The sequence below is a fragment of the Pirellula sp. SH-Sr6A genome, from assembly GCF_001610875.1.
GTDB lineage: Bacteria > Planctomycetota > Planctomycetia > Pirellulales > Pirellulaceae > JBKCUI01.
In genome coordinates, this window is record NZ_CP011272.1 from 4847674 (window position 1) to 4861783 (window position 14110).

The window sequence follows — 14110 nt, forward strand, 5'->3', positions numbered from 1 at the left end:
CCATGACAGGTCCAAAGTGGATTGTTATCCTCGCCGCTTGCTTCGGTTTCATCGCAGTGGCGATCGGCGCTCTCGGCGCGCACGGCCTTCCGGATCAACTCCAATCGCAAGGCTTTGAACCGGATATCGTGGCGAAGAAACTAGATCAATGCGAGATCGGCGTCCGTTACCAGATCGCTCATGCCTTGGCCATACTTGCGATCGGGCTCTCTCCATTGCCCGCTCGATCCTCCTTGGCCCGCGCTGCATGCGGGATGTTCTTGGCAGGCATCCTCTTTTTTAGCGGAGGTCTGTATGCCATCGCTCTCGCCGATACCATCGGACACTGGAGCATCGTTCCCATGGGCGGAATGATGTTCCTGATCGGATGGTTTTTGCTCTTTCTGTCGGCGTGCCGAGTGTCCATCGATACCAGCACGCCATAAGAGCCTGCCACGCGAACAGACAAGTCGCCAGTCGGAATACTTACTGACGAGATTGCGGTGTTACCTTCAAACGGAGCGTTTGCTCCCCTCGCTTCACGAGGATCTCGGTTTCTTGCCCCGCCTTGATCGCTTCGATGGCATAGGTGTAGTCGTAGATATTCTCGACCTTGCGTCCAGCCAGTTCGACGATGATATCCTTTCCTTGAACGCCCGCTTTGGAAGCAGGACCGTCCTTGGCGACCCCTGAAAGCATGACCCCCTTGATGTCCCCTTGCGCGTAGTCGGGAATGGTTCCCAAATACGCCGTCATCACCGCGCGGGCGCCTTGGTTTTCCGGCGCGGCCTGCTCCTGGTACTTCGGTGCATCGACTTGTGTAGCTACCGAGCGTGCGATGAGACCCATCAACTTGGCGGTCGACGCAGCTCCTTCGTAATTAAGAAGCTCCGGCGTATCGCGTGGCGTATGGTACTCGCTGTGCGACCCGGTGAACGCAGAAAGGATGGGCACACCATCGAGGAAGAAGGTGCTCGCGTCCGTTGGGAGGTAGCTGTCGTTTTGCAGCGTCAGTGGGAGGCCGACGACCGCATTGCGTTTTTCAATTTCTTTCGGCCACAAATCGGACGATCCGATTCCTTGCAGGACCAAGTTATCGCGAAGCCGACCCACCATATCGAGATTGAAGCATGCAATCACCGCTGGATAGAGCTTGCCAGCCCCCGACTCGGTCATGTGTGGATAGAGTTCAAAGAAGTGATCGGAGAAGTAGGCTGAACCGAGCAGCCCCATCTCTTCCCCCGACCATGCTGCGAAGAGGACATCGTGCTCAAGTTTGAGTTTGCCTGACTTCTTTTGGGTGACCATCGACTGCGCGATTTCGAGCATGGCCGCTACACCCGAAGCATTGTCATCGGCTCCGCGATGCATGCCACCTTTCTCGTTATCGAGGGCCAAGCTGGAGCCACTCGAGCCGACGCCAAGGTGGTCGATGTGTGCGCCGACTATCACGATGCTTTTCGCCGGGGCATCCCCTGCCATAAGAAGTCCCAAGGCATTTCGGCCCGTGCGTTTGACCTGTTGGATCTCGATCGTACAACTCACGAGAACTTCGGGAAGAGCGAATCCCATCATCATCTCTCCTCGATCCAATTCCTTTTGCAGATCAAGCAACTTGTCCTCGCTCTTTTCGAACCATTTTTCCGCAACGGCATCGGTTACGCTGATGGCGGCGATGCTCGTACCGGACAAACTGCCATCGACTTGAAGGGGTACGAGCTGTTGGCGAACGCCACTATTGGGTCCGCTCACGACAATAATTCCCTTGGCTCCTCGATCGCGCGCCGCCATCGCTTTGAATCGAAGAGAGCTATAGCGAGCGAGATGCTGGCGGCGTTCTGGTGTGATATCGCTCGGCATTTGACGAAGGACCATGACCCATTTGTTCTCGACGTCGAGATGGACATAGGAGTCGTACTCGGCTTGTTCCCCATCGCGAGGTGCTACGATCCCATATCCGGCGAAGATTACTTCCGTAGGCTCGATCTGTGTGCTCTTCGAAAAGACCAAGGGCCGCCAGTCTTCGTTCAATTTCCAGTTGGTCGAGCCGGATTGGAGCGCATTGGATTGCGCCAATTCAACCCCGGCCGTAAACGGAAACTCTTGAAAGAAATCCCCCTTGGCCCCACCGGGTGCGAGACCGAGAGAATCGAGATAGCTAGCCACGTACGCCGTCGCGAGCCTCTCGCCTTGCGTACCCGTCAAACGACCTCCGAGTTCGGGCCGACAAAGAAAATCCACATGCCTGGCGACGTCTTGTGCGCGATAATCGATTTCCGTTGCTCCCGCCGCTTCTCGTGCAGCAGTCCGAACCGAATCCAGTTGGATCGGGGTTGGCTCAGCCAGTTCGTTTCCAGGTAGGACGTTCGATTTATCCAGCCCCATGGCTTTGCGAGCGGCATCGTGATTCCAATCCGCAATGTAGATTTGAGACCTCTTATCGCTGGAGCGATTGGATGTCCATGCGATCTGCTTGCCGTCCGGGGTGAATACAGGCAGACCGTCAAATCCATCGGTGGAAGTGATTCGTTGCGGAGCCTGCTTACCCGCTGCATCGACGATATAGAGTTCAAAGTTGGCGAAGCCTTGAAGGTTTGTCGTGAAGATCAAGTATTCGCCGGAAGGATGGTAGAAGGGAGCCCAGCTCATCGCCCCCAGTGTGGTAAGCCGTTGGATGTCGGTCCCGTCGACGTTCGCCGAGTAGATCTCGGCGGTCGCTCCGTCTTCGGAGAATCGACGCCAACAAATCCGCTTGCCGTCGGGGGAGAAGAAGGGACCTCCGTCGTAGCCAAACACGTCGGTGATCCGACGGACATCGGACCCATCGCTCTTCATGACATAAAGATCCAATGCAGCGGAGGGATCATTGGCGAAGATCGCTTTTTCTCGATCGGTCAATGCACCTTCGAAGGCGCGGCGGTTGGAACTGAACGCAATCAACGAACCATCCGGGGAGTAGGAGGCCTCCGCGTCGTACCCCGTCGCATCGGTCAGTTGCTTGTAGGCACCGGTCTTCCTGTTCCACTCCACCAACTCGAACGCGGGATCGTAGTCCCAACTGTAACGCCTCGTTTGTCCCGAAGCTCGAAACTCCAACTCATCCTTTTGCTTCTGCAGCGAATTGGGGTCGAACTGAGTGGATGCGAACAAAACGCGTTCGCCATCGGGATGAATCCACGCACAGGTCGTCTTTCCGAATCCAGGCGAGACCCTTTCCACATCCCCTGTTTCGCGATCCATCAAATAGATTTGGTAGAACGGATTTTCTTTTTCTCGCTCGCTCTGAAAGACCATCCAACGGCCATCTTGACTGAAGTATCCCTCTCCAGAACGGAGACCGTCGAGGGTCAATTGCCGTGTCTTGGTGAGGAACTTCGATTCATCGACTTCGGAGGCCGCTGGTGGAGTTGTCTCCGTCGCCGCGGGCTCTTGGCAGAGAGCGATCTGGGTGACGAACAAGCTGATTGCCCAGCAGTAGACGGTCTGGTGGAGCTGTCGTTTTGGTGTCATGGTTTTGTCAAAGAGGGCCATGGTAGGTCAGTCTGGGGGAGCAATTCGCGGCGAGATTGTAATTGTTGCAATGCCAGCATTGCAATTTTTACAAACGGAGCACGCTATTTGGAAACCCCTGGTCGAGGATCCGGTCCGGTTGGGAGGTTTGGGCGCCCTGGACAAACCCAGTGTAGCACTGGAGCAACAGGAGTAGGAGAATCTCGGTCGGCCGTCGAACTTGGCACGGCATGTGCATCTGAAGAAGATCATGAGCAGATGCTCAAAGGGGTCCCGGTGGAACCGGGATACGGTCTGGACTGGGAGAGTTGACCCGGTTCGGATTCCTGAACATGGAGGTACCGTGATCTTAGCGGCGTCCAAGTTTGACTCGATCAAACGCAGCGGACAGACCTTTCTACAAGGTTAGGCCCACCTTTCACGGTTAGAAAAGGGCCTGCCTCGGTTGTCGAATAGACAGTCGGGGCAGGCCCTTTTTCTTTTGGTTCTCGAATGTTCGAGAGGGAATAGTGCGAACCAAATGCGCGATGATTTTCCGCGTCTATGGTATCATTCCATTCGACCGGCTTCGGTTCGCGGTCTGGAAATCGATCTTCCGCCCGCGCCGTGGATCCACGACGGCATCGAACCAGGGGCGGATCCTCCTCTAGACGCTAATCGCTATATCGACGTTGCATGCCCTTTCGAATTCTTTGTGCGGACAGTAGCGCTATCGCGCAGCGTGGTATCGATTCGCTATGCCGGCAACACTCTCACTGCCGCATCGACCGGTTTGTCTCCTCGCGAACAGAACTCCGACAAGCATTGGCAGAGGAACATTTCGACGTTCTTGTCGCCGACTCTCGCTTGGAAAATGTCGATTTCATGGCGGACGCGTTCGACATTCGGTGCCAGATGAAGGATTTGCGAATGCTCCTTTTCGCCGAATACCGTTCGTCGACCCTCGTGGCGCGCGCTGTCGCCTACGAGTGCTACGATGTCGTCTTCCGCGATAGTCCGGGATCCGAATTCATTGAGTCGCTGCAATCTCTCGAACAGGGACGCCCACCTGAGCGATCGGTTTTGGTGCAGTTTCGTTCCTCCATGACCCGCACCGAGTGGCCAGCGATTCCCAAGTTCCCTTTCTTGACAAAGCGAGAAACACAGATCGTTGCGTTGCTCGGATTGGGACTTAGCAATCGCGAGGTCAGCTTGACCCTCGGAATTGGTATCGAAACAACTAAAGAGCACATGCGCAACATACTTCGCAAAACCAAACAACCCGATCGGACTGCGGTTGCGGTGTGGGGATTGAAGCAACCCTCGCTTGCAGCATGCCTGCCCATCCTGGAACCTGCTCCCAACTGGGTCAGTTCCTCTGCTTGAGACGAACTGCCCGACCTAAGCCGAGGGTTCGCTCGATCTGTCTACCGTCTCTTCTAGCGATAGTCGCCTAACCGGATTTTAAGAGATCCTTCAAGACAACAAACAGTGCATCGATTTGTTCATCGGTGCCAACACTCATTCGTAATCCATCGCTCCATCCTGGATAGTTCATGTACCGGACCAAGATCCCTCGCTGCTTGAGCGCTTCGTAGATCGGCTTCACGGGTCGATCCGAACGCGTGCACCATACGAAGTTTGCATGCGATGGCAAGACATCGAACCCCATCGCTCGCAGTTCCGTTTCCATCCTGCCTCGGGTGCCACAAATCTTTGCGACGTTGTCGCGCAACCAAGCTTGATCCGATATTGCGGCGGTCGCGCCCGCCAAGGAGAGCATATCCGTATTGTACGAATCCTTTACTTTTCTCAGCGAGGCAACAATCTCGGGATGCGCGATGAGGTAACCGAATCGAAGCCCTGCCAGCGCATACGATTTGCTCAAGGTTCGCGTTACGATGATCTTGGGATTTCGATGTACCAATCCGATCGCATGGGTCGGAGCAAAATCGACGTACGCTTCATCGATAACCACGGGGCAAGGTGCCCGATCCACTAGATCCAGGATCGACTCGTGATCCACCATGGTTCCAGTAGGGCTATTCGGATTGGGAAGGTAAATAAGCTTGACGTCGGGTGCTACCGTTTTGAATGCGTCGCTCAGCTGAAAGTCTTCCGCGAAAGGGACTTCTTCGAATTGAGCCGCTTGGAGTTCCGCCAAAGTGCGGTAGAGGATGTAGCTCGGGTAAGGGAGTCTTAGTTTATCGGAGGAGCCAACGAACGCACGCGTCAGCACGGTCAAACAATCGTCGCTCCCATTGCCGCAAAGGATCATGTCCGGGTCGATTCCGTGAACGTCGGCCGCCGCCCGCCGGAATGCGGTTCCCAAGGGATCGGGATAGCGTTCGAGCCGCCCTGCCGCGGACTGGATCGCTTCGAGCACGCGATGCGAAGGAGGATAGGGATTCTCGTTGGTATTGAGTTTGATCGCCTTCCCCGTTTGCGGTTGCTCCCCCGGTATGTAGGGGCTCATGGCTTGGATCTCGGGCCGAAACATACCTTGAAGAAGGGATGAGAGAGATTCTGCTGTTTTGTCCACGGGTGTCGCTTTAGAGCAAGGAAGAAACGTCGATCTTTCTATCCTAACCGAACGTTCTAGGAGAGTCTAACGACGAAGCCAGGAGTCTTGCGTTCCGACTGGCTGTGCGAGAAGGGGTGGCTCGGATGCGTAGGTGGGAGCCCCCATCGATTGCGAGGCAATCATCCCCGGCTGCGCGAGAATGATGCCCGGCGAAACCGATTCCATACTCGGCTCCTGCAACGGTCGAACGGGGTCGCTCAAGTGCGCGAACGACATATCGAGCATGGACTGCAACCGCTGCACCTCCGCATTGGATGCGTGATTCTCGCGAATCCGACCGAGTGTGAGCCGAGCCGAAACCAGCTCGCCGATCCGATGCTGAGCGCGCACGATTTGCAAGTGCTTGTCCACCTCCTGAGGCGGCAATCGTTCCGAGGCCTTGGCCAAAGCATCCGACGCCTCCTCGTGACGTTGGAGATCCGAAAGAGCCAGACCGCGATGGAGAAGGGCTACTGGGTCGTGTCTTGCTGTGTCGTGCAAATCGACCATCCGATCGAGAACGGCAAGCGATCGTTCGGGCTTTCCAATATTGCGATAGACCTCGGCCAAGGCCAACTGCACTTTGGGATAGTCCGCCTGGATCAGCAACGCATGGTGATAACACTCCATCGCGGTCGCCCATCTTTTTTCTGCAGTGTGCGTGTCTCCCAACAACGCCCAAGCGGCCGAGTGGTTGCGATTGGCGGCCAACACCGACTCCGCGGTGCTCCTGGCTTTTAGATGGTCTCCAACCTCCAGGTACATTTCTCCGAGCTTGACGGCGTATTCGGGATTGCTTCCGGACAAGCGAAGAGACTCCTCCATATGCTGAATCGCTTTTGCTTTGTCCCCTCGCTCCCACAATGTGGACGCGTATCCCCAGTGGGCCCTTTCGTCGAGCGTCGACTGCTTGAGCGCCTCCGAGAACAGCAACTCGGCATCCTGGTACCGCTGCCGTTGAATCGCATCGGTACCCCGCAGCGATAATTGACGGGCCTGGACCAGCTTCTGGTTTGCCGAACGATCCCGAAGCGATCGGCAACCCATCGACGTCAAGACGACAACCCCACCCAAGCACAACGTCAGGGCGCACCGCCTCCCCCCTCGGCCAAGGGGCGAGGTTGGAGGTGAGAGCGTCGATAAGATTTGGCCCCAACAGTTCAAATCCAGGGATTCCGTTCCTCTGAAGACTTGTGAACGCGCGAGCACCTTTTTCGCCCGGTCGGTCGAGTTCGCCCGAGCAAGTCTCTTCGCCCGACAAATAACAGGTCTCCCAGAGGGATTCAAGTGAATCTGCGCAATCTGGAAAGCTAGCTTAGCGCGACAACATCGCCTGCTGCAAGACCGCGACGTGGGGAGATTGTTCCTCGCTGATCGCAATGGCTAGCCATCCATCGCGCATCTCGAACTGGGAAACCGCCAACCCAGCCACCCGTTCGTCGCGAAGCAGCGACTCGGCCACCATGGGCACCGATTGCCGATTCGACAAGATGCGGTCGAAGATGACTCGCAACGCCAATCGATCGCGGGACGCGAGCTTGTGGCCATCGATGCTGATGACACCATCTCGCTCCAGCTCCGCGTTCAATCCACTGATCTTCGGTGCGTAGGACGCCCGCACGATAAAGTTCTTAAGATGGATTCGGCCGGGTTCTTCCAAAGAGTCGATGCGAAGGCTCAACCACAGTTTGTTGTGCTCGAATTCAACTGTGATGGGATTGTTAGCATGGAATCGAATACGAACGTCCTTGGCTTGCTCCGAATCGATAACATATCGCGGTTGCTGAAGGAGTTCTGCGATCTGATCGGATAAATCCTGGGCGGTCCAATCCCGGTCAGCCGTGGCAATCTGACTCGCCACATTGTTGAATGCTGACTGATGGACTTGCATAGAAATCAAACTGTCAGCGGGAGCGATAGGTCGGGCGGTGTGCGCACCGATCTGATGCTCGCTTGCGACGCGGTATCGAACGATCAATCTGCTATCGGTCGACTGCATGTCCATAATCATCGGTTGCAAACTCAATACCTGTAGCGGACCAAAGAGCCGAGTCTCGAGCTGGGCTTGGGACTCCTGCAGTTTGCTGTTGAGTTGCTTGTCAAACTCGCGGTCTGTCTCTTTGGCGATGGTGCTCTGCATGATCCGCGTGGCGATCGGGCGAGATTCCACGAATTCCTGGTGGGCGATATTGCGAACAACATCTCCCAAGATGGGTAGGTTATCCCACTCGGTGGAGAACTTCTTCAGGGAATCATTCGACTTAACGCTCGCAGGTTTTCCGTCCACTTGGAAACCGGCCGAGTGGATTCGAATTTCGCGTGACGACTGCACGTTCGCGAGGGAAGTGTTGTAGAAGGTCGCACCATTTCGACTGGAGCGGGTGTTGCTAGAAATGTCGCCGTCCAATTGCAGGGCAACTTTCCAAGCCGAAGGATCTTCAACAAAATCGACTCGCAGCTTCGTCGAAATCTGGCTCGCCCCACGTGTGTCAGCGCCGAGTATGGTCTGCCTGACTGGCTTCTGGGTGAACGACTGCTTCGGCAGCATCCGATTCGCGAATTCTTCGGAGACGGCGATTCGGATGTTCGCGTTCCGATAATGCGCTGCCAGAGCGTGACTGATCGCGGCTTGCTCGGGATGCTCGGAGAACCGAAGCGACTGGATGGCCTCGGCCAAGCTCAGGCTGCTACGGTGTGTCGGATCGGCTTCCAAAGTCTCTACGTCTTGCATCAACCGAACGTAATCGACGGGTCGGATCGTAAGCGGGTGCATCAAGTCGGCCAAATCATGCACTTCGGGTGACGTGAGGATCGCCCGCTGCTCGTCCATGGTATTCGGATTCAATACGCGTGCCAAAAACTCTCGCGCCAACGTGACTTGCTCATCATCTCCGCGTATTCCAGCGGTAGCCATGTCGCGCACACGATCCAACAGCAAATACTGTTTCCAATTTGCCGCGTCACCCGTTCGTTGGAGGACGGACTCGAGCGTTGCAATTCTCTCTTGGACCGATTGCGAACTGACTTCGTGCTGTCGGAGCGACACAAGTTGTTCTCCTCGCGCGACACAATCATGTACCGCCATCCAAATCGAAGCCCGCCGTTCGATCGCGTAGGCCACGCGGAGGAGCGCACTGGAAAGCAGCCCATTCTCCGCAGCGACTTGATTGGAAATCTCGGAACAGCGAAGTCCGCAGTCTCGCAAGAACTCGAGATGCCCTCGCGAACGCCCGTCTTTGATTTCAACTTCGGCCAATGCTTCGAGCGCTTCGGCAATCTGATTCAAGGCGACGCGAGCTTCGTTCGACTGCTCGGCTTCCACGACGGTGAAGGTTTCGAGGAGCAGATTTCGAAGTTGCGGAGATTGCGGCCAAGTCCTTCGGCCGGACGGTGCATCGATATGTTCGACAGATGGGGGAACGCGGTGAATGGATACGGACCAGTTGTCGCGTGCCGTGGAAACGAGGGAGGTGCGGACCTCGACATCTTGGGCGGCGTCGGTGGCGATTTGCACGGGATCTCTACCATAACTCGGCGATGGGAGCAAATCTTCGCTCGGATGGCGAACAGGCGCCATAAGCCGTACGCCGGCGGGTGGCTCAAGCAATGCGATCGAATGGGTGTATTCTCGACGGTAGTCGGTCCAAGCCTGAGAGGCGAGCACCTGTTCGAGAGGCTCAATTTCCAACGGAATATTGTCCGTGGCGATTCGCTTCGGCGATTTTGGCATCGTCGAAACCGTGAGCACTGTCGTACGCGGGTCCCGATAGGAGACGCCGCGACGCTGCGCGACGATCCCGCCTACGTAGAACAATAACAACAGGCAAATCGCAACGAGAATCGCATAGATCCATCCCCTTCCGCCGCGAGTTGTCTCTCGTCTCATACTCATTCCCTCAGTAACCACCCCGACCAGAAGGCAAGGTGTCGTTCGATCCATGAACACCGATGACGCCTGCAACAATCCTGTCGCTTGGGGTGACACCGGTCCTCTTTCGTTTTCGGTTCGAGAGGTAGCCAAGATCGAACGGGAACTGAGTGGATTGTTGATACTCATACGCCGAGTCGCGCCACTCGTTCTAGTTGCGCAAGTCGTTCCGATCGCGTGGGGCGAAGAAACGAGCTAAGGATTAGCGATTGTCGAAATTAGGAGAGATGTAACACCTCCCCCTTCTCCGCGCCAAAACCGAAGAAAATGCGCGCCACGGCGCAAAGCCCGCGACGGGCGGGGAAGATTAGGACAGGGAGAGCGAGCAGCACCTAGGGAACTAGAAAAACACGCGATCCAGCCACCTGCCAACCCAAACCTCAGGTATTTCCCTTCGCGAGCGTGGCGCCTTGGCGCGCCCCTTTTCCACTCCAAAACCGAAGAAAATGCGTGCCACGGCGCAAAGCCCGCGACGGGAGGGGGCAGATTAGGACAGGGAGAACGAGCAGCACCCTGGGAGTCGGCAAAACACTCGATCTAGGCACCTGCCAACCCAAACCTCAGGTATTTCCCTTCGCGAGCGTGGCGCCGTGGCGCGCCCCTTTTCCACTCCGAACCGAAGAAAATACGCGCCACGGCGCAAAGCCCGCGACGGGAGGAGGCAGATTAAGACAGGGAGAACGAGCAGCACCCAGGGAACTGGAAAAACACGCGATCCAGGCACCTGCCAACCCAAACCTCAGGTATTTCCCTTCGCGAGCGTGGCGCCGTGGCGCGCCCCTTCTAAATGAAAATCGGGTAGGAGGCGGGATTACTCCCGCCGTCCTCCCACACCACCGTACGTACGGTTCCGTATACGGCGGTTCAGGTCTAACGACGATTCAGCTCAGTGCCTTTCTGGACGAGGCTTATCAGCCCAAGTTGCGTGAGGTGGCGAGTAGGCAGGGCCTGATTCATGTGGCTAGCGCCAGCATTCCACCAGGGGCCATGACCATTGCCAGCACAGACCCACGCTCGCACGCGGTCAATGCCAAGGCGAGTCAGTTCGCGGGCTCGTTTGGGCGGACGCTTCCATTGGCGCCAGTAGATGGCGCGTAACTTCCTGCGTAACCAGCTATCAAGTTCCTCGAACGTTTTCTTCACTTCACTCTTCCGGTAGTACGACACCCAACCGATCAGGACCGGCTGCAACTGAGCAAGCACCGTACGCACATTGCGACCTCGTGCCTTGCGGAGTTCCTCGCGTAGGCGACCCTTGAAGCGTTTGACCGATTCAGGAGACACCTTAAACTTCGGTTGGTGATGGTGCGTGAACGTATAGCCCAGGAACTTGCGGTTCCAGGGGCGGTCCACGGCACTCTTGGCTCGATTCACTGTCAGTCGCAGTTTCTCGCTCAGGAAGCGTTCGACACCATTAAGCACTCGCTCACCGGCGCGGTGACTGCGAACGTAAATGTTACAGTCATCAGCGTAGCGAACGAATTTGTGGCCTCGGCGTTCCAGCTCCTTGTCCAGCTCATCGAGCAGGACGTTGGACAGAAGCGGTGATAAGGGACCGCCTTGCGGCGTTCCCTCGCTGCGTGGACTCACGATGCCGCCTTCCATGATGCCAGCTTGCAGATACAAGCGGATCAGTTTCAGGATGCGTTTGTCTTGGATCTGACGTGCAAGGCGACTCATCAGGATGTCGTGATTGACGCGATCGAAGAACTTTTCCAAGTCCATGTCGACAACCCAGCGATGCCCTGAAGCAATGTGTTCCTTGGCACGATCCAACGCCTGATGCGTACTCCGGCCTGGGCGAAACCCAAAGCTAGAATCCGAAAACATTGGATCGTAGAGCCTCGTGAGCACTTGCAGTAAAGCTTGCTGGATCAAGCGATCTAGCACTGTCGGTATGCCCAGCATGCGCATCCCTTTGCCACCGGGTTTAGGTATTTCTACCTTTCGCACAGGGCTCGGACGATACGTTCCGCTGAACAGTTCTTCCCGGTGGCGTTCCCAATGCTCTCGGCAGTAGCCTGGCAGTTCATCGACGGTCACCCCATCAACGCCTGCGGCTCCTTTATTACCGACAACACGGCTCAACGCCTGCAACATATTGCTGCGGCTTAGCACCTCCTCCATCGTGACGGTGACTGAATGTTCAGTGTTCTCATTGCATGCCGGAAGTGTTTGACGCGCGTACGAATTACCCTCAGCGGTTCCGCCGCATACTCTTGTTCGCCGCTCAGGCTTCTCAGCCGTCATCTCTGCGTCTACCTCACATCACGAATACTTTGCACCAAACGGTTAAACTTGTTCGGCCCTTCGTCAGCTAAAGCCTCCGACTACTATGGCCTCTGCTGACTTCTACGGTGACATCGTAACCTCTTGCGAGGCAACTAGCTTTGCAGCATCCCCGTAGATCTCTCAGGGTAAGACGCGTAACTTTCCTCTCGTATATTCGCCGCATATACGCCGACTCGGTCCGAATGACATTGGGCTTTGAATCTTCGTGCCTTCTCGCCCACCGGGTCGTCGCCTCGTATACGGTTCGTGTACCTCGAACCGAGAGTTTGCCTGCTGCTTCCTTCAGATTCAGAGTTGCCCCTGACACCCTTGCAGTCGACTAGGAGTTCCTGTCATCAAGGCCTCCATCGGGACTTGCACCCGACAAGTTACTTCCTGGTTCACTTTCGCTTGCCAGTTGCGAGCGTCAGTCAATGACGCTCCGCGTCATGCCTGACGCACACGAAAAAAGCCAGTGTTTTCACTGGCTTTTCAAGCGGAGGACAAGGGATTCGCCCAATCTGCGTCACCTCCAAGAGACACGCAGCAAACAAAAGCGCCGCGAATGGACACAATTTCCAAGAAAGGAAGCATTTTTTTGACACCCCCACTTTCGGGGGCTAGTTTTGCGGGTCACCGTACCCGAAAGGAAAAATCATGCTCCTAACCGAACTACTGGACGTTTACGCCAAAAAGAGACTACGACTAGCATCACCACACACGCTGCGGTTGTACAAACACTCAATCGCAGCTTTCGAAAAAACGCTTGGGCATCGTGCGACCCTTGCGGACTTTAACGATGATTCCGTTGAGGAGCACATCTACGCGGTGGTCCAGCGAGGGCTGTCGATCGCTTCAGGAAACAAGGATCTAGCACAGCTCACCGCGTTATGGAGGTTCGCCCACAGGAACCGGTTCGTTGATGTATGGCCGAACGTGCGACCTCTGAAAGAGCCAGAGCGGATCCCGATGGGGTGGATGCAAGACGATCTCGAGCGGATATTCTCCGCGGTGCAGAAGCTCGAGTACGACATCAGCGGGGTGCCTGCGAAGTTGTGGTGGACAGGATTTCTTTCTGTTTTGCTCGAGACCGGCGAGCGTTCTGGGGCAATCCGGGTAATGGCTCGAGAGCATCTTCGCGGTTCCTACGTGTTCGTGCCCGCGGAAAATCGCAAAGGCAAGACTCGAGACCGAATCTACCCGCTGACACCGGAGGCACTGGCGACCGTCACCGCGGTATTGCGTTCTCACCGGGAGCCTCTCGCCTTTCCGTGGGACCGCTCGAGCACCTACATTTACAAACGATTTTCGAAGATTCTCGAGCTTGCTGGACTACCTGACGGACCAAAGAACAAGCTGCACTCGATGCGACGCACCAGCGCATCCGCGGTAAAGGCTCAAGGGGGTGATCCGACCGCGGCAATGGACCACTCGAGCCCGAGGACCACCAAGCGATACATCGACCCGCGGATAGCTCCAGACACCCCCACATGCCAGCTCGTTTCCCAGTGGCGGCAAAAAGCGATTCCATAGCGCCCCGTTGCGGCGAGAACTCAGCCGAACTAGGATTCTGGAAAAGTACCCGAATCCTAGGAGTTGAAGAGTGAGTAAGATTACGGCTGGATACTGCGTCGTTGGCGGATTGCTTTGCGGTGGATTCTGCATCATGGCAGCGAGAACTTTTTCGCAGATGGAAGGAAACCCAAACTCCGACTTGATACAAGATCTGGCTACATACGGATTCGGAGGATTGGCGATTCTGTCACTCGGCGTCTTTGCCTACGGTGCGTCTAAGTTCACCAACGCCAAATGAAACCACTTGATCGCTTCCTGTTCGGTTTCGCACTCTTGCTAATCGGCTGCGCGGTGGCGATAGTCGC

10 protein-coding genes are annotated in these 14110 nt (G+C 56.1%); 5 read left to right on the top strand and 5 right to left on the bottom strand.

Features of this window, described 5'->3' with window-relative positions:
- Positions 1-2 precede the first annotated feature (2 nt).
- On the top strand, positions 3-425 hold the full coding sequence (locus VN12_RS18575) for a DUF423 domain-containing protein (protein ID WP_146678239.1): 423 nt from the start codon (positions 3-5) through the stop codon (positions 423-425).
- A gap of 40 nt (positions 426-465) precedes the next feature.
- On the opposite strand, the gene VN12_RS18580 is transcribed toward VN12_RS18575, so the two are convergent.
- Positions 466-3489, bottom strand: coding sequence for a M20/M25/M40 family metallo-hydrolase (locus VN12_RS18580; RefSeq protein WP_168164495.1), 3024 nt, complete (start codon positions 3487-3489; stop codon positions 466-468).
- Between the two features lie 675 nt (positions 3490-4164).
- Between VN12_RS18580 and VN12_RS18585 the strand changes: the two genes are divergently transcribed.
- On the top strand, positions 4165-4854 hold the full coding sequence (locus VN12_RS18585; RefSeq protein ID WP_146678241.1) for a response regulator transcription factor: 690 nt from the start codon (positions 4165-4167) through the stop codon (positions 4852-4854).
- Between the two features lie 67 nt (positions 4855-4921).
- Here the strand turns inward: VN12_RS18585 and hisC are convergent, their stop codons facing one another.
- The 3 genes from hisC to VN12_RS18600 all read right to left on the bottom strand — a co-directional run bounded on the left by hisC (position 4922) and on the right by VN12_RS18600 (position 9917).
- On the bottom strand, positions 4922-5968 hold the full coding sequence (hisC, locus tag VN12_RS18590; RefSeq protein WP_146679988.1) for a histidinol-phosphate transaminase: 1047 nt from the start codon (positions 5966-5968) through the stop codon (positions 4922-4924).
- Positions 5969-6076: 108 nt separating this feature from the next.
- Positions 6077-7078: a tetratricopeptide repeat protein gene (locus tag VN12_RS18595; RefSeq protein ID WP_146678242.1), complete on the bottom strand. Its 1002-nt coding sequence runs from the start codon at positions 7076-7078 to the stop codon at positions 6077-6079.
- Between the two features lie 268 nt (positions 7079-7346).
- Positions 7347-9917 carry a hypothetical protein gene (locus tag VN12_RS18600; RefSeq protein ID WP_146678243.1) on the bottom strand — a complete coding sequence of 857 codons (2571 nt, stop codon included), beginning with the start codon at positions 9915-9917 and terminating at the stop codon, positions 7347-7349.
- A 52-nt stretch (positions 9918-9969) separates the two neighbouring features.
- On the opposite strand from VN12_RS18600, the gene VN12_RS18605 reads away from it, so the two are divergent.
- Positions 9970-10158, top strand: a complete 189-nt coding sequence (locus tag VN12_RS18605; protein WP_146678244.1) for a hypothetical protein — start codon at positions 9970-9972, stop codon at positions 10156-10158.
- Between the two features lie 671 nt (positions 10159-10829).
- On the opposite strand, the gene ltrA is transcribed toward VN12_RS18605, so the two are convergent.
- Positions 10830-12086, bottom strand: a complete 1257-nt coding sequence (ltrA, locus tag VN12_RS18610) for a group II intron reverse transcriptase/maturase (RefSeq protein ID WP_205855087.1) — start codon at positions 12084-12086, stop codon at positions 10830-10832.
- Positions 12087-12887: 801 nt separating this feature from the next.
- On the opposite strand from ltrA, the gene VN12_RS18615 reads away from it, so the two are divergent.
- On the top strand, positions 12888-13763 hold the full coding sequence (locus VN12_RS18615) for a tyrosine-type recombinase/integrase (RefSeq protein WP_146678245.1): 876 nt from the start codon (positions 12888-12890) through the stop codon (positions 13761-13763).
- Between the two features lie 70 nt (positions 13764-13833).
- A complete protein-coding gene (locus tag VN12_RS18620; protein WP_146678246.1) occupies positions 13834-14043 on the top strand; it encodes a hypothetical protein in 210 nt (69 codons plus the stop codon).
- Positions 14044-14110 lie beyond the last annotated feature (67 nt).

Excerpts from the sequence above, each read along its gene's own strand:
- VN12_RS18575 (WP_146678239.1), top strand. The coding sequence starts at position 3 with ATGACAGGTCCAAAGTGGATTGTTATCCTCGCCGCTTGCTTCGGTTTC.
- VN12_RS18580 (WP_168164495.1), bottom strand. The coding sequence starts at position 3,489 with ATGACACCAAAACGACAGCTCCACCAGACCGTCTACTGCTGGGCAATC.
- VN12_RS18585 (WP_146678241.1), top strand. The coding sequence starts at position 4,165 with ATGCCCTTTCGAATTCTTTGTGCGGACAGTAGCGCTATCGCGCAGCGT.
- hisC (WP_146679988.1), bottom strand. The coding sequence starts at position 5,968 with ATGTTTCGGCCCGAGATCCAAGCCATGAGCCCCTACATACCGGGGGAG.
- VN12_RS18595 (WP_146678242.1), bottom strand. The coding sequence starts at position 7,078 with ATGGGTTGCCGATCGCTTCGGGATCGTTCGGCAAACCAGAAGCTGGTC.
- VN12_RS18600 (WP_146678243.1), bottom strand. The coding sequence starts at position 9,917 with ATGAGACGAGAGACAACTCGCGGCGGAAGGGGATGGATCTATGCGATT.
- VN12_RS18605 (WP_146678244.1), top strand. The coding sequence starts at position 9,970 with ATGAACACCGATGACGCCTGCAACAATCCTGTCGCTTGGGGTGACACC.
- ltrA (WP_205855087.1), bottom strand. The coding sequence starts at position 12,086 with ATGGAGGAGGTGCTAAGCCGCAGCAATATGTTGCAGGCGTTGAGCCGT.
- VN12_RS18615 (WP_146678245.1), top strand. The coding sequence starts at position 12,888 with ATGCTCCTAACCGAACTACTGGACGTTTACGCCAAAAAGAGACTACGA.